Raw genomic sequence first — 14,613 nt, 5'->3', positions numbered from 1 at the left:
TAAATGTTAAATGGCTCGGTATTCCATTTAACATTTGAAACTCAAACACTTAAAATTTCTGTGATTCTGCTACCGCTAATTGGTCAGCCCGCTCATTCAATTCTATTCCTGCATGACCTTTTACCTTCACCCATATGACTTTATGAGGTTCCATGGCTTTTAGCATTTCTTGCCAGAGTTCTTTGTTTTCCACCGGTTTTTTATTGGATTTCCTCCAGCCGCGTTTCTGCCAATTTTTTATCCATCCCTGTTTAAAAGCATTTATGATCAGGGCACTGTCACTGTGAATTTTAACCGTACAAGGTTTCTTTAGTGCATTCAGGGCTTCAACGACGGCTTTCATTTCCATGCGGTTATTGGTGGTTTGGGGATCACCGCCGGATAATTCTTTTTCTTTCCCATTCCATCTTAGAACTGCGCCCCAGCCGCCCGGACCCGGATTCCCACTGCAGGCACCATCGGTATAAACAATAACTTCGGGTTTCTTAGACATATTGATTGGTAATCTGGTTCAGCTGTTTTTTCATGGATTTTGCAGCTTCAGCTACATGTTCGGGCCAGTTGCCTTCATCTTTTCCGGCATAAATAATACTTCGGCTTGAACTAACAAGAGGAATCCCTTGGTGATTTTTTAAGGATTTACTTAACTCTGAAATGGAGCCGCCCTGGGCTCCTATACCCGGAATTAAAAGGGCTCCTTTGGGATGATGAGATAATACAGATGCTGCCTCTTCTGCTTGCGTGGCTCCGATTACCATTCCTAAATGTGCATCAGAAGTGGAAACTCTTATTGCCAGTTGGTTAGCTATAAATTGTGCCATTATATCAAAACCGCCAAATGGTTGTTTAAGAAAATCACTGGCACCGGGATTGGAAGTCAGAGTCAGTACATATATACCTTTGCTTTCATCTTTTGAAAAAGCCTCAAGTGTTTCAAATCCCATAAGTGGATTTACGGTGATGGCATCCACCTCAAATTCATCCCAAAACGCTTTTTTATAATGTTCCGCTGTTGAGCTTATATCGCCGCGTTTGGCATCGGCAATAATGATTTTATCATTCGGAATGTGTTGTGTGACTTCCTTAAAAACTAAAAGACCATTTGGACCCAGTGCTTCAAAAAATCCGAGATTAGGTTTAAATGCTGCACAGTGCTCCGCCGTGTAATCGATTACCAGTTTGCAAAAATAGATAACCTGTTCTTCGGGGGAATCAAATTGTTCTTTGACCGGCTGTGGGAGAAGGTCGAGGTTAGGATCCAGTCCTACACAAAGTACTGACCCGGTATTGGAAACTGATTTTTTTAGATTTTTGGAGAAAGTCATAGATGAAAATTTTTGAGGAAGATAACATTTCTGAAATCCAATGTTTGGCATTGCCACGAAATCTCTAAAACAGAAAAAAAGTCAAGTTAAGCAAGAAATTGTCTAAAGATGATTACGTAAACAGGAGCTTTGATAAACTAGGGAATAGAACGCTGATAACAAGGATTGAGCGGATCATCGCTGAAAATTACAGGGTTAGTACTCGTTTCCAACATCTCGTTGGGGATACTTTTTCGATTTCCCATTTCAAAATGGTTTAAGGAGATTAGATCGGTTACCCAAAATTTGACCTGGTATTGGTATTAGGGGAGAACATATTTTACCTCAGGAGCAGGCTCAGCATTTTTTTGTGTTTTTGAGATTTCGTGGCAATCCACCTGTTGCTTGTTTATACTTGTGGAATCGTTGGGGAGCTTTGGCAATTTTTTAGCTTCTCTCATTCACTAAAAACAAATAGTTTGCTATGAAACTGACTGATACTGTATCCAATTTTTTGAAATTATTTTTAATGGTCTTAATCATTCCATTCACTTCCGAAATGGTGATGGGGCAGGATGAAGACACTAAATCTGATTCAACTGAATCAGAAGAACTCAATGACTTGCCTCTTGAACCCGGTCGTGAATTTTCTTTTGACTTGACGGAAGGATCATGGATTTCGCTTGATGTAAGTCCTGATGGCGAAACTATTGTGTTCGATTTTTTGGGAGATTTATACACCATACCGATGGAGGGTGGAGAAGCAACTCAGATTACAGAAGGGATGCAGTTCGACAGTCAGCCCCGGTTCAACCCGGAGGGCACAAAAATTGCTTTTATCTCGGATGCCTCCGGCGGAGAAGGTGTTTGGATCTATGATATGGAGAATGAAGAAACGGAACAGCTTACAAGGGGTAAAGACAATGAGTATCAGTCCCCTGAGTGGACTCCGGATGGCAAATATATAATAGCTTCAAAGGACGATCCAGGAAACCATAAAATCTGGATGTATCACATTGACGGTGGTTCCGGAACACCCCTGGTAGATGAACCGGGAAATCTTCGTATGACGGAGGGTGCTTTTGGAGCGGATGACCGGTATGTATGGTTTTCAAGAAGGTCGGGGACATGGGATTACAACGCATCTATGCCGCAGTACCAGATTGCAACTTATGATCGGGAAACAGGAGATATCACGACGCAAAGCGATCGATATGGATCATCATTTCGAGCCACACTTTCGAGTGACGGCAAGTGGCTGGTATATGGAACCCGTCACGATGAGCATACCGGTTTGGTGAAACGTGATTTGGAAACCGGAGATGAAAGCTGGCTGGCCTATCCCGTTCAGCACGATGATCAGGAGTCGAGAGCTTCGCGGGATGTGCTGCCCGGAATGTCCTTCACACCGGATAACGAATATGTTGTGACTTCATATGGCGGAAAGATCTGGAAACTTCCTATTGATGGAGGAGATGCGGAAGAGATCCCATTTCGTGTTACAGGAAGCATTGACTTAGGCCCTGAACTGGATTTCGATTATCCTATTGAAGACACTCCAGAGTTTGAAATTACTCAGATCCGGGATGCAGTTCCTTCACCGGATGGAAGTACAATTGCCTTCACTGCCCTAAATGAGATTTACACGATGGAGTTGCCGGATGGTGAACCGGAGAAGTTAGTTGATCTGGATGAAACGCAGGCACAACCGGTATGGTCACCGGATGGAGAATGGATTGCTTTCGTAACCTGGACACCGGAAACCGGGAAATTGTACAAAGTTCGTCCCAATGGAAGAAGGCTACAGCAACTGAATGAGGAAGAGGGCGTTTTTCAAGATCCTGTTTGGAATAATGACGGGGATCGTATAGTGGTGATTAAAGGACAACCTCAGGATTTCAGAAATGCTACTCGTCGGTCTGCTTTTCAGGGAACCAGTGATTTGATTTGGATTGATGCGGATGGAAGTGAAAATAACTTCATTACGTATACCAATGGCCGGTCGAATCCGCACTTTATTAAAAGTTCGAACCGTATCTATCTTTCAAGCTGGATGGGTTTGACGTCTATTCGCTGGGATGGAACCGATGAAAAAGAGCATCTGGAAGTCACCCGTAGTGGTGGAGGCCGTGCTTCTTGGATTCGCATGGCTCCAGAAGGTGATCAGGCCCTGGCTCAAATTGGCACAGATCTTTTTGTAGTGACGGTTCCTCAGGTTGGTGGTGAAGCTCCAAGTATTAGAGTGGGAGGTTCTTCAAGTGCATTTCCAAGTAACCAACTAACTGATATCGGAGGTCAATTCCCGGCCTGGAGTTGGGATGCCAATCGAGCACACTGGTCTATCGGAAATGCTCACGTGATTTATGATTTTGAAGCTGAAGAAGCTTATCAGGATAGTGTGGAAGCGGCCGCCGAGATGGAGGCTGAGGAGGAAGAAGAATCCGAATCTGATGAAGAAAGTGAAGAGGAATCCGAAGAAGATCAAGAGGAGGAAGAAAAAGAAGAAGGATATCAACCGCAGGAAATCCGAATCAGTGTGATGGCCAACCGTGACATCCCTGAAGGTGAATTAGTGCTTCGCGGTGCCAAAGTGATTACCATGAACGGCGATGAGATCATTGAAAATGCCGATCTCGTAATTCGAAATAATCGAATCGTGGGATTAGGAGCACGGGGTGAAGTTGAGATCCCATCGGGCGCTGAGATCAAAGATGTTTCCGGTAAGACTATTATTCCCGGTTTTGTTGATACGCACGCGCATTTTCGCCATCCTGTAAATTTACACCGTGGTGAGTTTTGGAGTTATCTTACGAACCTGGCTTATGGGGTGATCACCACCAGAGATCCACAAACAGCAACTACGGATGTGCTGACCTACCAAGACCTGGTTCATGCCGGAAAACTATTGGGTCCAAGAGTGTATTCTACCGGCCCGGGTGTTTTCAGCAGTGAAAATATAAGCGACTTAGATCATGCCCGCGAAGTGATGAAGCGTTACAGTGATTATTACGACACTAAAACAATCAAGATGTATGGAGCTGGAAATCGCGAACAGCGACAGTGGATTATTCAAGCTGCAAGAGAAATGGAGCTCATGCCAACAACCGAAGGCTCACTCGATTTCAAAGAAAACTTAACGCAGGTTATTGATGGATACCCCGGCCATGAGCATTCATTTCCCGTATTTCCGCTATATAGAGATGTGATCGATATGACAGCCTTTTCCAGAACTGTTTACACACCCACTTTGTTGGTTGCGTATGGTGGGCCATGGGCTGAGAACTATTATTATGCAATTGAACGCCCACATGACGAGCCCAAGCTTCAGCGATTTATGCCACATCAAAACTTAGATGAACGCACCCGCCGCAGAACGGCCGGATGGTTTATGGAAGAGGAGCACGTATTTGAAGAGCTATCCGTATTCGTGAAAGACTTAGTGGAAGCAGGCGGCAGAGCCGGTGTAGGAAGTCACGGACAGTTACAGGGACTTGGTTTCCATTGGGAGCTATGGGCTATGCAAGCCGGTGGCATTTCTGAGCATGATATTCTAAAAGTAGCCACCATACAGGGAGCAGAAGCAATTGGATTAGATACCGATCTCGGAACCATTGAGGAAGGTAAACTTGCTGATCTATTGATTTTAAACTCTGATCCATTGGAAGACATCCGCAATTCCAAGGATCTCGAGTTCATAATAAAAAACGGTTATATGTATGAAGCCGAAACGCTGGATGAAGTATTCCCAAATCAAAAAGAATTACCAACGTTTTGGTGGCAGAATAATGAGCCTGTTGGGGTTCCCGGAGTTGATAATTAAACGCCGAATTTATAATATATATTCATTTAAACTTGTAATAGCATACACTAATAGTTTGTAGTATGGGGAAAACATACATATATAGCTATAGCTTCTCTCTGGCTTTTTTTGTACTCCTTCTATTTCCGGGATATCTATCATCGAATAACCATCAGGTGAACTCTATTCAGGGTGTAGTAACTGACAAGGAAACTGGAAAACCTATCTCGGCTGCACATGTATATCTCTCTCATACTACAATCGGTACCACAACAGATGCGAATGGCGAGTTTGAATTTTCAACCAATTTGACGGGTCGTGTAACGGTTGTATTTAGTTTTATTGGTTATAAGACCGACACATATGAGTTGAATCTGGATTCTGAACAAAGCTCACATCACATAAATATTGAGCTGGAACCAATACTTATTGAACTAAATGAGGTTGAGGTAATAGGGTCAAACAAGGAGTGGCAGCAAAATTATGAGGAGTTCAAACGCCACTTTATTGGAACAAACCGATATGCTAAACGGACCGTTATTGAAAACCCCTGGGTTCTCGACTTTGAAAAAGACGACGATGGAAATTTAAGTGCAAGTGCATCTGAACCTGTTATTATAACTAACCATGCACTCGGATACAGAATACATATCGACCTTATTGATTTTAACTGGGGCCTAAGTGGCTTTACAAATTTTTATACGTTTTACTCCCTGTTTGAGGAGTTAGAGCCTGTAAACAGGGCACAACAAAGAGAATGGAATCAAACTAGGGAGAGAGTCTTCAAAGGTTCTTCTAAACATTTCTTTATCAGTTTATATGATGATAAATTATCACGCAACAGATTCGAAACAGTTTTACCAGGCACCGATGCACGGGTTCAGGTAGCACGGCCTGATGAAGTGGAATTAAATCAATTTTTGATTAGAAACTCAAAGGCACGTTTAAAGATAAGCAGAAACTGGAAACCCTTTAAACTAAGCCGGCCGGTGGATATTCTTTATGGCAGGAGAAGCAACTTAAAAGAGGAAAGGACTCGGTCCAGGCTGGTACCGCTAAACCAATCCGGAATTTTTCTTATCTCGGAAAATGGGAAGTTGAATGATCCAAAATCAATTCGGTTTGATGGCGAATGGTCAAATAAAAGAGTAGCCAATTTTCTTCCCGATGACATCAGGTTCGATAATTGATGTGAAATGATAAATTTTTCCTCCCCTACAACCTCAAACCGAGATACAGAAGTGTTTATTTCATTTTGCCTCTAAGAATTTGAGAAACGAACGGAACTTGTCGTATGAAACTTCAGTAACTAATGCCTACTTAATCACTTCTATCACTTCGTCACTATAAAACCGTCTCAGGGTGTACTTCTTCAAATCCGTGGGGAGGGCGATCCAGGGTCCAGGTCTCGAAATAGAAATGCCGTTCAGACCTGAACTTCTTGCCGTTGATACTGAAAAAGCGGAAGTGATCGGGCACTAATTTTTGGAGGGGGAAAAACATCTCGCGATATACATTTTTCTTGGAAAATATGTGAAGATCAAAGCCATCTTTGGCCTGTTCTTTATAGACTACAATTTGTCCGGCTTCCAGGGCTTCTTTTAATTCTTCCTTCAGATGTCCAACATTGGAATTCACATCAATGTGTAAAGTGGAAATGTCGAGATTGATTTCTTCATTATCTGACAGGATAAAAACTTTGCCCAATTCTAAATCCTGAATGGCTTTTCTAAGGGAAGGAAATTGAGCTTTTTGGGTGAAGATACTCTTATCAGGGAAGGCAGTTTCTAATGCACCAATAACTTCCTCATATGCTGACAGCATATTTAGTCCAAATCGTTCATTGGCAAGATCGGTTCCTGTAAGATAAAATTTAGAGTAAGTAGGGTCAGGTTTCATGAAATCTTCGAGCGTTGATTCCATTTCTTTGGGATTATCGCAGGTATTACGTTCTGCCAGTTTATCAAGGCGTTGGTCGTGTTGGAAAATAAGTTTGAAGATATCAGTATTCATTTCTAAAGATATATTTAAGCTGATTTAATCAGCATGCACTTTGAATTCTATTGAATAGTTCATTCACAAAACGATGATGTTCCGGCTTCATAAACACACTTCTTAAAATGGTAACATTCTCAGAATCTATTTCAAAGTTTGGGTGGCGGATCTTAAAAATAGATGATGGGATGCGGTACAGAGACAAATAGAACGTTTTGTCTTTCATTCCCTTTTTGAATACCTCTTTTGATTTAGCCGAAATTTCTGAAGTCGAAACAACATTGCATGGGAAGTAACCAAGAATGTCGAGTTCCGGCTTTTTGTATGCTCTAAGTTTTGAGCTTGATTCCACAAGGCCATACATTTTTAAAGCTGCATTTCGGCATTTGGTAAGTATAGGTCCGAAGCCTTCATTTTCTTTTAGCGGGAACATTTGCAGGGTAGCCCAAAAGGCAACAGCTGCCGCTCCGGCCCGGGAACATTCAAGACTTATTTCTCCAAAGTGAAGATCTTCTGAGGTAAAATAGGTATATGGAGAATCGTGTTTATAAAATTTACCGACAGCCGGGTCTTTAAAAAGTACACAGCCGCATCCATAAGGTTGAAGTCCATGTTTATGGGGATCTACAACTATGCTGTCAGCCTCTTGCATCAAATTCCATGAAGCCCCGTCAATGAGTTGGGAGTTTTTTAATGCCCGGAAAAAACCTCCATAAGCAGCATCTATATGAATCCGAACGCCATGTTTTTTTGCCCAGGGTAAAATCTGATCCAGTGGTTCAACTTCTCCAAGACCGGTGGTACCCAGAGTCACCACAATGGTTCCAATTTCTTTAGGATTGATGGAATCAAGATCAAAAAGTCCGGTTTGCATTACAGGAACTTTAACTCCTTCAACCCTTAATACAGAACACATTCTTTCGTGGGTATAATGAGAGTTTTCAGAGTAGGCGATTTTTTTATCGGGATGAGATTCTCGTGCAACCCAAAGCGCCTCAAGGTTGGCGATGGTACCGCTTGCGGTTAGATGGCCTAAGTGGGAATCACCATAACCAAAAAAATCAGCTAACATGGCAACGGCTTCCTTTTCCATTTCAGAAGAAGGTGGTCCTCCATCCAGTGCATGGTTATTGGGGTTGATACTCATCGCCATGGCATATGCTGCCCAAGTTAAAGGGTGTGGGGGCTTGAGCATCTGCCCGGCATAAATTGGATGGTGAAACGGAAAATTACATTGAAGCCGCTGGGCTAAACGATCAAATACTTTTTCCACTTTTTGTGAAGGAACAACAAGTGTTGAATCTTGCTCCCATTCACCGAAAGAATTTTTCCATTCTTCTAATGCGTTAAGTGATTGATCTAAAGTATTGTTAGACTGCTTATCCATTAATAAATGCTTACAGAAACACCGGCTGAGAGAACCTGTTTCACCTGTAGCTCACTGGAATAATCATTGTCATAGCGAAGTTCAAATTGGAAAGAGGCACTTACAATGCTGTTAATTTTTCCAACAATTTCATTAGACCAGAATACATCCGTTTCATCAACAGGAATAAGTAAGTTGGTAAATGTTTCCAGGGAACTTGAGTACAGAATATCTTCAAAAACTTCTTTTTCAAAATTGATACCGGTAGTTAAACCACCCTCTGAACGAAAATTTTCTCCTCGCTCCAATCCATAAACAGAGGCAAGATTATCGTCAGTCACAAAAGTTTGTTTAAGACCTAAACCAGCTTCAAGCGAGAATGTGCTTGAGGTGCTGAATGAGAGACCTAATCCCTCGCTGAGATAGGCTGGAGCCATAAATCTGGAAATTAAAATGTTCGGCTTCCCGGCTTGATCAGAATATTCGTACCCTTTATCAAACTGGGTTCTGAAATGAATGGTAGCGTAAGTAGAAATAGAACCATCTTTCCGAAAAAGGTAATTAAAGCGATTTCTTATTGAAATCTGATCATCCGTTTTTCTGACACCACCATCTCTGATGTTAGATTGGCCGTATTTTAGGCTGGTGCGAAATCCGTAACTAAATTGACCATCTCGATGCAGTAAAGTAAAAACAGATGAAGCAGTACCGCTTATGGAACTTACACCACCTTGAGACCAATTGTCATAGGCAGCCTGTGAGCCATTGGCACTGGCGGTCCAGCTTTTATCCCAGCCACTCAGGGTATCCGGGATGGAAATACTTTGAGCTGTGGTTAAAGAACTGCTTAGAATAAAAATGCTGATTAATAAAAGAGAATTAGTAAAAAACTTCATTGGTGATGTAATTATTTATTTTTGAAAAGTATAGCTTCTTCCAACTGACCATTTTTTAGCATTACTTCAATGTGCTCACCGGTTTCAGTAGGCACTGTAATACCCGACATATTGGTAGATAAAGGAAATTTACGATGTCCGCGGTCAATTAAAACCCCAATCTCAACCGCCTTTGGATCGTATATACTGCAAACAGCAGATAGTGCACTGAACATGGTTTTTCCGCTAAATATTACATCATCAACCAGAAGCACAAATTTATCGTTGCAATCCGGAAGCTTAGTATCTGTTGAAGTACCGTATACCGTATATTGGTACACAGGTGAGGCATTTTCGGTATAGGTAGATAAATGGTTGGCGAGTTCATTTGCAGCCGCAAATCCCCGTTCATTTAACCCAATAATAATTAAATCGTCGACATCTTCTATTTTTTCCCAAACCTGAATAGCAATACGCTTTAGTGTGCGCTTGATGCGAGGTTGATCCATTAAAGTAAGTTGCTTTTCCATAGGACGATATTAAATTTCGTTGAAAGGTAGGGTTTTCTATACATAGTGTTCAAAAAATAACAAAAAAACATACTCGAAATTCTTATCTTAACAGTGTTAACTTGAACTAAAATAGAGAGACCTATGAAAAAAGGAATTGGAACATTATTATTTGGAGCTGCAGCCTTTACCGGGGGCATCGTGGCCGGTTTATTACTTACTCCTAAAAGTGGAAAAGAAAATCGTCGCTGGGTTAAAGATCAAAGTGATGAAACCAAACGATGGTTAGAAATCAAAGGCCGGAAAATTAAAAACGACAGTGAGAAAAGGATCGATCGTGTATCTAAAGGTATTAAAAAAACGGTCAAAGATTCTCTCCCCGATTTGTATGAAGCTACAGAAGACATTAGTTTCTCCGAGGAAGAAGAATTGGAAGAATTAACTCAAAATGGCTAAATCTGAATTCCAGCATTCAGAAGCTTTTCTACAATGGATCTGGGAAAATTTACTTTTCGACTTTGCGGAACTCGAAACCGCTAGCGGAGAACGTGTCCAAATCATTAATCCGGGAAGCCTTAACAGTACCGATGGCCCTGATTTTAAACAAGCCAAATTAGATATTGGTGGGGTAAAATGGTACGGAGATATAGAACTTCACCTAAAAAGTAATGGCTGGCATGCACATGGTCATGATAAAGATCCAAATTTCAATACGGTGGTACTTCATGTAGTAGCAGAAGGAGAGAATAGAGAAGTTACATGCGAAAATGGGGCAAAGCCGTATATCTTAAATTTATCAAATTATTTACCGGATGAACTGAAAGTATTTCTTAAAAGCTTTCAAACTACAAAAGGACTCCCTTGTGGTTCAGCTTTAAATTTTATTTCAGAAGAAGCTTTTCTTAAGCAAATAGAGAAAGCACACATCGAATATTTTGAAAAGAAATCGGATGACTTTCTGAAATTTTATAACCCGGAACTACTCCCTTCAAAAGCATGGAAGCATGCATTGATACTATCCGTTTGGGATGGATTGGGTATTTCATATAACCGGCAGTCCATGCAGCAAACAGCCCGGTATTTTTTAGAAAGATGGAAGGGTGGTTCTGTAAAGGAAGGTATCCATTTGGCTAAGAATTTAGCAGGGGTAGGAGAAGAAACATCTGATATAAGCTGGAATTTTAAATCAGTACGTCCCGCCAATCATCCAAAAAAACGAATAGAGCAGGCGGTAGTAATTACTCTTCAAATTTTAGCAAATTCCTTTGAAGATTTTTTAAGCATCCGTTCCTTAAATCTGTGGCAAACATGGACGCAAAATATTTCTGTGAAACGCTCTTCAAGAATGGAAATATTATATGGTACAGTTTTCCTGCCTTCCTTGTATGTATTATCAAAATTATATGCCCATCAAAAGCTTTCCGAAGAAGTACTCTCAAAATGGAAAGAATTGAAAACACCGATTCCCTCTTCATTACTTAAAAAGTTCAATTTTTTGCCGGTTGATTCAAAATTATATCGCAAAAAACTAGGGACTATACATCAATTAAAATCATATTGTGGTCCCGTTCGGTGTTCAGAATGTTTTGTACTAAAAAATGCGATTCAGTCTTGATTGCTTTTAAAGTGATTTCTATCTTTGGAGTCTGTCAACGACATGCATTGCCCGGTCGTCTAATGGCAGGACAGCTGGTTTTGGTCCAGTCAGTGGGGGTTCGAATCCTCCCCGGGCAACACAGATTTTAAAAGGATGACTGGTAAGCCATCCTTTTTGTTTATTTGTCAATGATTGGCAGATAAATAAACCATATTAAATTAACCTAAATAGAAAGCCCGCACTTGTGGATACTCCCCTGGCGATTTTTTCCGGTACCAGTAACCCGGCTCTGTCAAGAGCAATTGCCGAAGAATATGGTACAACATTAGGTGAAGTTACTATCCGGAAATTTTCTGATGGTGAGCAATATGTTAAATATGAGCAAAGCATTCGTGGTGAGGATATTTTTGTCATACAATCCACACCACCGCCTGGAGATAATATTTTAGAGTTGTTGCTTTTATTAGATGCAGCAAAAAGGGCATCTGTGAAACGGGTAACAGCAGTAATTCCATATTTTGGATATGCACGCCAAGATCGAAAAGATCAGCCGCGGGTATCCATTGCTTCGAAGCTGATGGCAAACTTATTGGTTCAAGCCGGTGCAGATCGAATTCTGACCATGGATTTACATGCTGCTCAGATACAAGGATTTTTTGATATCCCTCTTGATCATTTATATGCAAGCAGGGCTTTTATTGATCATTTCACCTCCAATCCAATAGATAATTTGGTTGTAGTGGCGCCTGATGTAGGTAGCCTTAAAATGTCGCGGGCATATTCTAAAAAGTTAGGCGCGAGTTTAGCTTTTATTGATAAGAGAAGACCCAAAGCCAATGAATCAGAGATTATGAATCTGATTGGAGAAGTGGAAGGAAAGAATGTGTTAATAGTCGATGATTTAATCGACACCGCCGGAACATTGACGAATGCAGCAGCAGCTCTGAAAGAAAGAGGAGCGCTAAACATTATCGCAATTTGTACACACCCGATTTTGTCGGGTCCGGCATATCAGCGAATAGAAGATTCGCCAATTGACGAGTTGTTAGTAACAGATACGGTTCAGCTTCGCCAACCTTCAGAGAAGATAAAGGTATTGAGCATTGCGAATATATTTGCTGAAGCTATACAACGCATACATACTAACGACACAATCAGTGCACTGTTTGATAATTAAGATTAAGGTAAACGCATTATGGCATACCCAGAATTAGTAAAACTTGAAGGAAAGAAAAGAGAGACCAGCAGACAAGCGAATAAAGCGCTTAGAGAAGAACTTCGCGTTCCTGCGGTACTCTATGGTCCTGAAATTGAAGAGAATGTTCATTTTTCCATTGACGAACTTGAATTAGAAAAAATTCTCAGAAAGCCTCAAACGAAGCTTCAGGAACTAACTGTTGACGGAAAAACATATAAAACACTTTTAAAAAGAACTGAATTTGACCCGGTTACTGACCGTCCTGTTCACGCTGATTTTTATGTTCTTGCAGATGGTCATAAAGTTACCATCCGAGTTCCTATAAAAATTACTGGTAGCGCAAGAGGTGTAGTAGAAGACGGTGGGCGTGTATTCAAGCCTATGAATTTTGTACGAGTACGAGTTCTTCCGGAAGTGATTCCTGCAGAATTCGAGATTGATATCAGTGAATTAGGTATTGGTCAGTCTTTCCATATCTCAGATTTGGATCTTGAAGGCATTATTCCTTTGGATGATATGAGCCGAACGATAGTAACTATTCGTCCTCCTAAAGGAGCTGATTTCCTTGAAAGTCTTGTTGCCGGAGTTACGGATGAAGCTGAAGAAGAAGTGGCTGCTGAAGGAGAAGAGGTTGCTGAAGGTGAAGAAGAATTAGCTGAAGGTGAGGAGCCTGCAGAAGGTGAAGATGAAGAGTCTGACGAAAGTACAGAAGAATAATTCTAAACTTTCAACCTTGTAACGCAAGCCTTCAATCATGTCCATTATCGTAGGATTAGGAAATATTGGGCAGGAGTATGAAGGTACGCGCCATAACATTGGTTTTGAAATTGTTGATGCATTAGCAGAAACACTTTCTACTACATTTGGCCCGGGCAACGGGCCTTTTGTGGTTGCAGAGGGCAGACACAGAGGCAGAAATGTCGTATTGATAAAGCCCACTACTTATATGAATAAAAGTGGGCTGGCAGTGCGTAAAGCCCTTTCGTCATATAAATCAGATAAAGAAAATTGCCTGATTGTTTATGATGATTTAAACCTGGAGGTAGGTGATGTCAGGCTTAAATCAACGGGTAGTGCCGGTGGCCATAATGGAATACAGAATATTATTGATCTGTTGGGAAGCAGGGATTTCCCCCGCTTACGATTTGGAATCGGTAACGATTTTCCAAGAGGCAAACAAGTTGATTATGTTTTATCTCCATTTAAAAAAACTGATCAAAAGTATTTAGAAGAGGGTATTGATAAAGCCCATGATGCTGCTCTTTATTTTACACGGGAAGGCATTCAAAAAACGATGAACCATTTTAATTAATACAGCCTTAAGGGCACAAGTAAATCACAACTAACGCAATCGGAACTATGCAAACAATCATGTATTTAATACCGGTGGCTGGGGTGCTTGCACTCTTGTACACTCTTTTTAAAACTTCTTGGGTTTCCAAGCAGGAAATCGGGACAGAAAAAATGGAACGCATCAGCAAGCACATTGCTTCTGGAGCGATGGCCTTTCTTAAAGCGGAATATAAAGTACTTTCTATCTTTGTAGCTGTTGTAGCTGTTTTATTAGCTTTTAGCGCTGATCCAACAACTTCTAGCTGGATGGTTGCCATTTCCTTTATTGTAGGTGCAATTTGTTCCGGTCTTGCCGGTTTTATTGGTATGAAGGTTGCAACCAAAGCCAATGTTAGAACCACTCATGCAGCACGAACAAGCCTTGGTAAAGGTCTTGAAGTAGCGTTTGCCGGCGGTTCTGTTATGGGGCTTGGTGTTGTTGGTCTTGGTGTTTTGGGACTTAGTTTGCTGTTTATCATTTTCGGAATGTATTTTGGTCTTGAAGGAGCCGGTGCAGTGAATAAAGTATTGGCTGTTGTAACCGGGTTTTCTTTTGGGGCATCTTCTATTGCTCTTTTTGCACGTGTAGGCGGTGGTATCTATACTAAAGCTGCCGATGTAGGAGCGGACCTTGTAGG

General features: G+C 41.2%; 14 protein-coding genes and 1 tRNA gene. 9 read left to right on the top strand and 6 right to left on the bottom strand.

Annotated elements, in window-relative coordinates:
- Window positions 1-49 precede the first annotated feature (49 nt).
- The gene (rnhA, locus tag RI561_RS07140; RefSeq protein WP_395079544.1) at window positions 50-493 is read right to left on the bottom strand and encodes a ribonuclease HI; all 444 of its coding nucleotides are present in this window, start codon (window positions 491-493) and stop codon (window positions 50-52) included.
- The gene (gene pyrF / locus RI561_RS07135; RefSeq protein ID WP_395079543.1) at window positions 486-1,325 is read right to left on the bottom strand and encodes an orotidine-5'-phosphate decarboxylase; all 840 of its coding nucleotides are present in this window, start codon (window positions 1,323-1,325) and stop codon (window positions 486-488) included. The genes rnhA and pyrF overlap by 8 nt, the downstream gene beginning before the upstream one ends.
- A 463-nt stretch (window positions 1,326-1,788) precedes the next feature.
- Here pyrF and RI561_RS07130 point away from each other — a divergent pair, with 463 nt between their 5' ends.
- Both RI561_RS07130 and RI561_RS07125 read left to right on the top strand, forming a co-directional pair.
- Window positions 1,789-5,124, top strand: coding sequence for an amidohydrolase family protein (locus RI561_RS07130; RefSeq protein WP_395079542.1), 3,336 nt, complete (start codon window positions 1,789-1,791; stop codon window positions 5,122-5,124).
- A 62-nt stretch (window positions 5,125-5,186) separates the two neighbouring features.
- Window positions 5,187-6,293, top strand: a complete 1,107-nt coding sequence (locus RI561_RS07125; protein WP_395079541.1) for a carboxypeptidase-like regulatory domain-containing protein — start codon at window positions 5,187-5,189, stop codon at window positions 6,291-6,293.
- A 154-nt stretch (window positions 6,294-6,447) separates the two neighbouring features.
- Here the strand turns inward: RI561_RS07125 and RI561_RS07120 are convergent, their stop codons facing one another.
- From RI561_RS07120 to RI561_RS07105, 4 genes are read right to left on the bottom strand one after another with little or no spacing between them, the layout of a single operon-like run.
- Window positions 6,448-7,116 (bottom strand): hypothetical protein, encoded by a 669-nt coding sequence (locus RI561_RS07120; protein WP_395079540.1) that lies wholly within the window; start codon window positions 7,114-7,116, stop codon window positions 6,448-6,450.
- 28 nt (window positions 7,117-7,144) lie between these two features.
- Window positions 7,145-8,485 carry a pyridoxal phosphate-dependent decarboxylase family protein gene (locus RI561_RS07115; protein ID WP_395079539.1) on the bottom strand — a complete coding sequence of 447 codons (1,341 nt, stop codon included), beginning with the start codon at window positions 8,483-8,485 and terminating at the stop codon, window positions 7,145-7,147.
- The gene (locus RI561_RS07110; protein ID WP_395079538.1) at window positions 8,485-9,360 is read right to left on the bottom strand and encodes a DUF3078 domain-containing protein; all 876 of its coding nucleotides are present in this window, start codon (window positions 9,358-9,360) and stop codon (window positions 8,485-8,487) included. Before RI561_RS07110 ends, RI561_RS07115 begins: the two co-directional genes overlap by 1 nt.
- A gap of 11 nt (window positions 9,361-9,371) precedes the next feature.
- Window positions 9,372-9,869: a phosphoribosyltransferase family protein gene (locus RI561_RS07105; protein ID WP_395079537.1), complete on the bottom strand. Its 498-nt coding sequence runs from the start codon at window positions 9,867-9,869 to the stop codon at window positions 9,372-9,374.
- A 123-nt stretch (window positions 9,870-9,992) separates the two neighbouring features.
- Here RI561_RS07105 and RI561_RS07100 point away from each other — a divergent pair, with 123 nt between their 5' ends.
- From RI561_RS07100 to RI561_RS07070, 7 genes are all read left to right on the top strand, one after another.
- Complete coding sequence (locus tag RI561_RS07100; RefSeq protein WP_395079536.1) at window positions 9,993-10,304, top strand: YtxH domain-containing protein; 312 nt, start codon at window positions 9,993-9,995, stop codon at window positions 10,302-10,304.
- Window positions 10,297-11,463 (top strand): DUF2851 family protein, encoded by a 1,167-nt coding sequence (locus RI561_RS07095; protein ID WP_395079535.1) that lies wholly within the window; start codon window positions 10,297-10,299, stop codon window positions 11,461-11,463. Before RI561_RS07100 ends, RI561_RS07095 begins: the two co-directional genes overlap by 8 nt.
- A gap of 48 nt (window positions 11,464-11,511) precedes the next feature.
- Window positions 11,512-11,582 (top strand) — tRNA-Gln (locus RI561_RS07090).
- A gap of 107 nt (window positions 11,583-11,689) precedes the next feature.
- Window positions 11,690-12,622, top strand: a complete 933-nt coding sequence (locus RI561_RS07085) for a ribose-phosphate diphosphokinase (RefSeq protein ID WP_395079534.1) — start codon at window positions 11,690-11,692, stop codon at window positions 12,620-12,622.
- 18 nt (window positions 12,623-12,640) lie between these two features.
- Window positions 12,641-13,360: a 50S ribosomal protein L25 gene (locus RI561_RS07080; RefSeq protein WP_395079533.1), complete on the top strand. Its 720-nt coding sequence runs from the start codon at window positions 12,641-12,643 to the stop codon at window positions 13,358-13,360.
- Window positions 13,361-13,397: 37 nt separating this feature from the next.
- Complete coding sequence (gene pth, locus RI561_RS07075; RefSeq protein ID WP_395079532.1) at window positions 13,398-13,955, top strand: aminoacyl-tRNA hydrolase; 558 nt, start codon at window positions 13,398-13,400, stop codon at window positions 13,953-13,955.
- 47 nt (window positions 13,956-14,002) lie between these two features.
- Window positions 14,003-14,613 (top strand): sodium/proton-translocating pyrophosphatase (locus tag RI561_RS07070; protein WP_395079531.1); only part of this gene is annotated, 611 nt, incomplete at its 3' end.

Source organism: Gracilimonas sp. (assembly GCF_031581265.1).
Lineage (GTDB): Bacteria > Bacteroidota > Rhodothermia > Balneolales > Balneolaceae > Gracilimonas.
The sequence above is the reverse complement of the archived record's forward strand: the minus strand, read 5'-3'. Positions and strand labels throughout refer to the sequence as shown.

Excerpts from the sequence above, each read along its gene's own strand:
- rnhA (WP_395079544.1), bottom strand. The coding sequence starts at position 493 with ATGTCTAAGAAACCCGAAGTTATTGTTTATACCGATGGTGCCTGCAGT.
- pyrF (WP_395079543.1), bottom strand. The coding sequence starts at position 1,325 with ATGACTTTCTCCAAAAATCTAAAAAAATCAGTTTCCAATACCGGGTCA.
- RI561_RS07130 (WP_395079542.1), top strand. The coding sequence starts at position 1,789 with ATGAAACTGACTGATACTGTATCCAATTTTTTGAAATTATTTTTAATG.
- RI561_RS07125 (WP_395079541.1), top strand. The coding sequence starts at position 5,187 with ATGGGGAAAACATACATATATAGCTATAGCTTCTCTCTGGCTTTTTTT.
- RI561_RS07120 (WP_395079540.1), bottom strand. The coding sequence starts at position 7,116 with ATGAATACTGATATCTTCAAACTTATTTTCCAACACGACCAACGCCTT.
- RI561_RS07115 (WP_395079539.1), bottom strand. The coding sequence starts at position 8,485 with ATGGATAAGCAGTCTAACAATACTTTAGATCAATCACTTAACGCATTA.
- RI561_RS07110 (WP_395079538.1), bottom strand. The coding sequence starts at position 9,360 with ATGAAGTTTTTTACTAATTCTCTTTTATTAATCAGCATTTTTATTCTA.
- RI561_RS07105 (WP_395079537.1), bottom strand. The coding sequence starts at position 9,869 with ATGGAAAAGCAACTTACTTTAATGGATCAACCTCGCATCAAGCGCACA.
- RI561_RS07100 (WP_395079536.1), top strand. The coding sequence starts at position 9,993 with ATGAAAAAAGGAATTGGAACATTATTATTTGGAGCTGCAGCCTTTACC.
- RI561_RS07095 (WP_395079535.1), top strand. The coding sequence starts at position 10,297 with ATGGCTAAATCTGAATTCCAGCATTCAGAAGCTTTTCTACAATGGATC.
- RI561_RS07080 (WP_395079533.1), top strand. The coding sequence starts at position 12,641 with ATGGCATACCCAGAATTAGTAAAACTTGAAGGAAAGAAAAGAGAGACC.
- pth (WP_395079532.1), top strand. The coding sequence starts at position 13,398 with ATGTCCATTATCGTAGGATTAGGAAATATTGGGCAGGAGTATGAAGGT.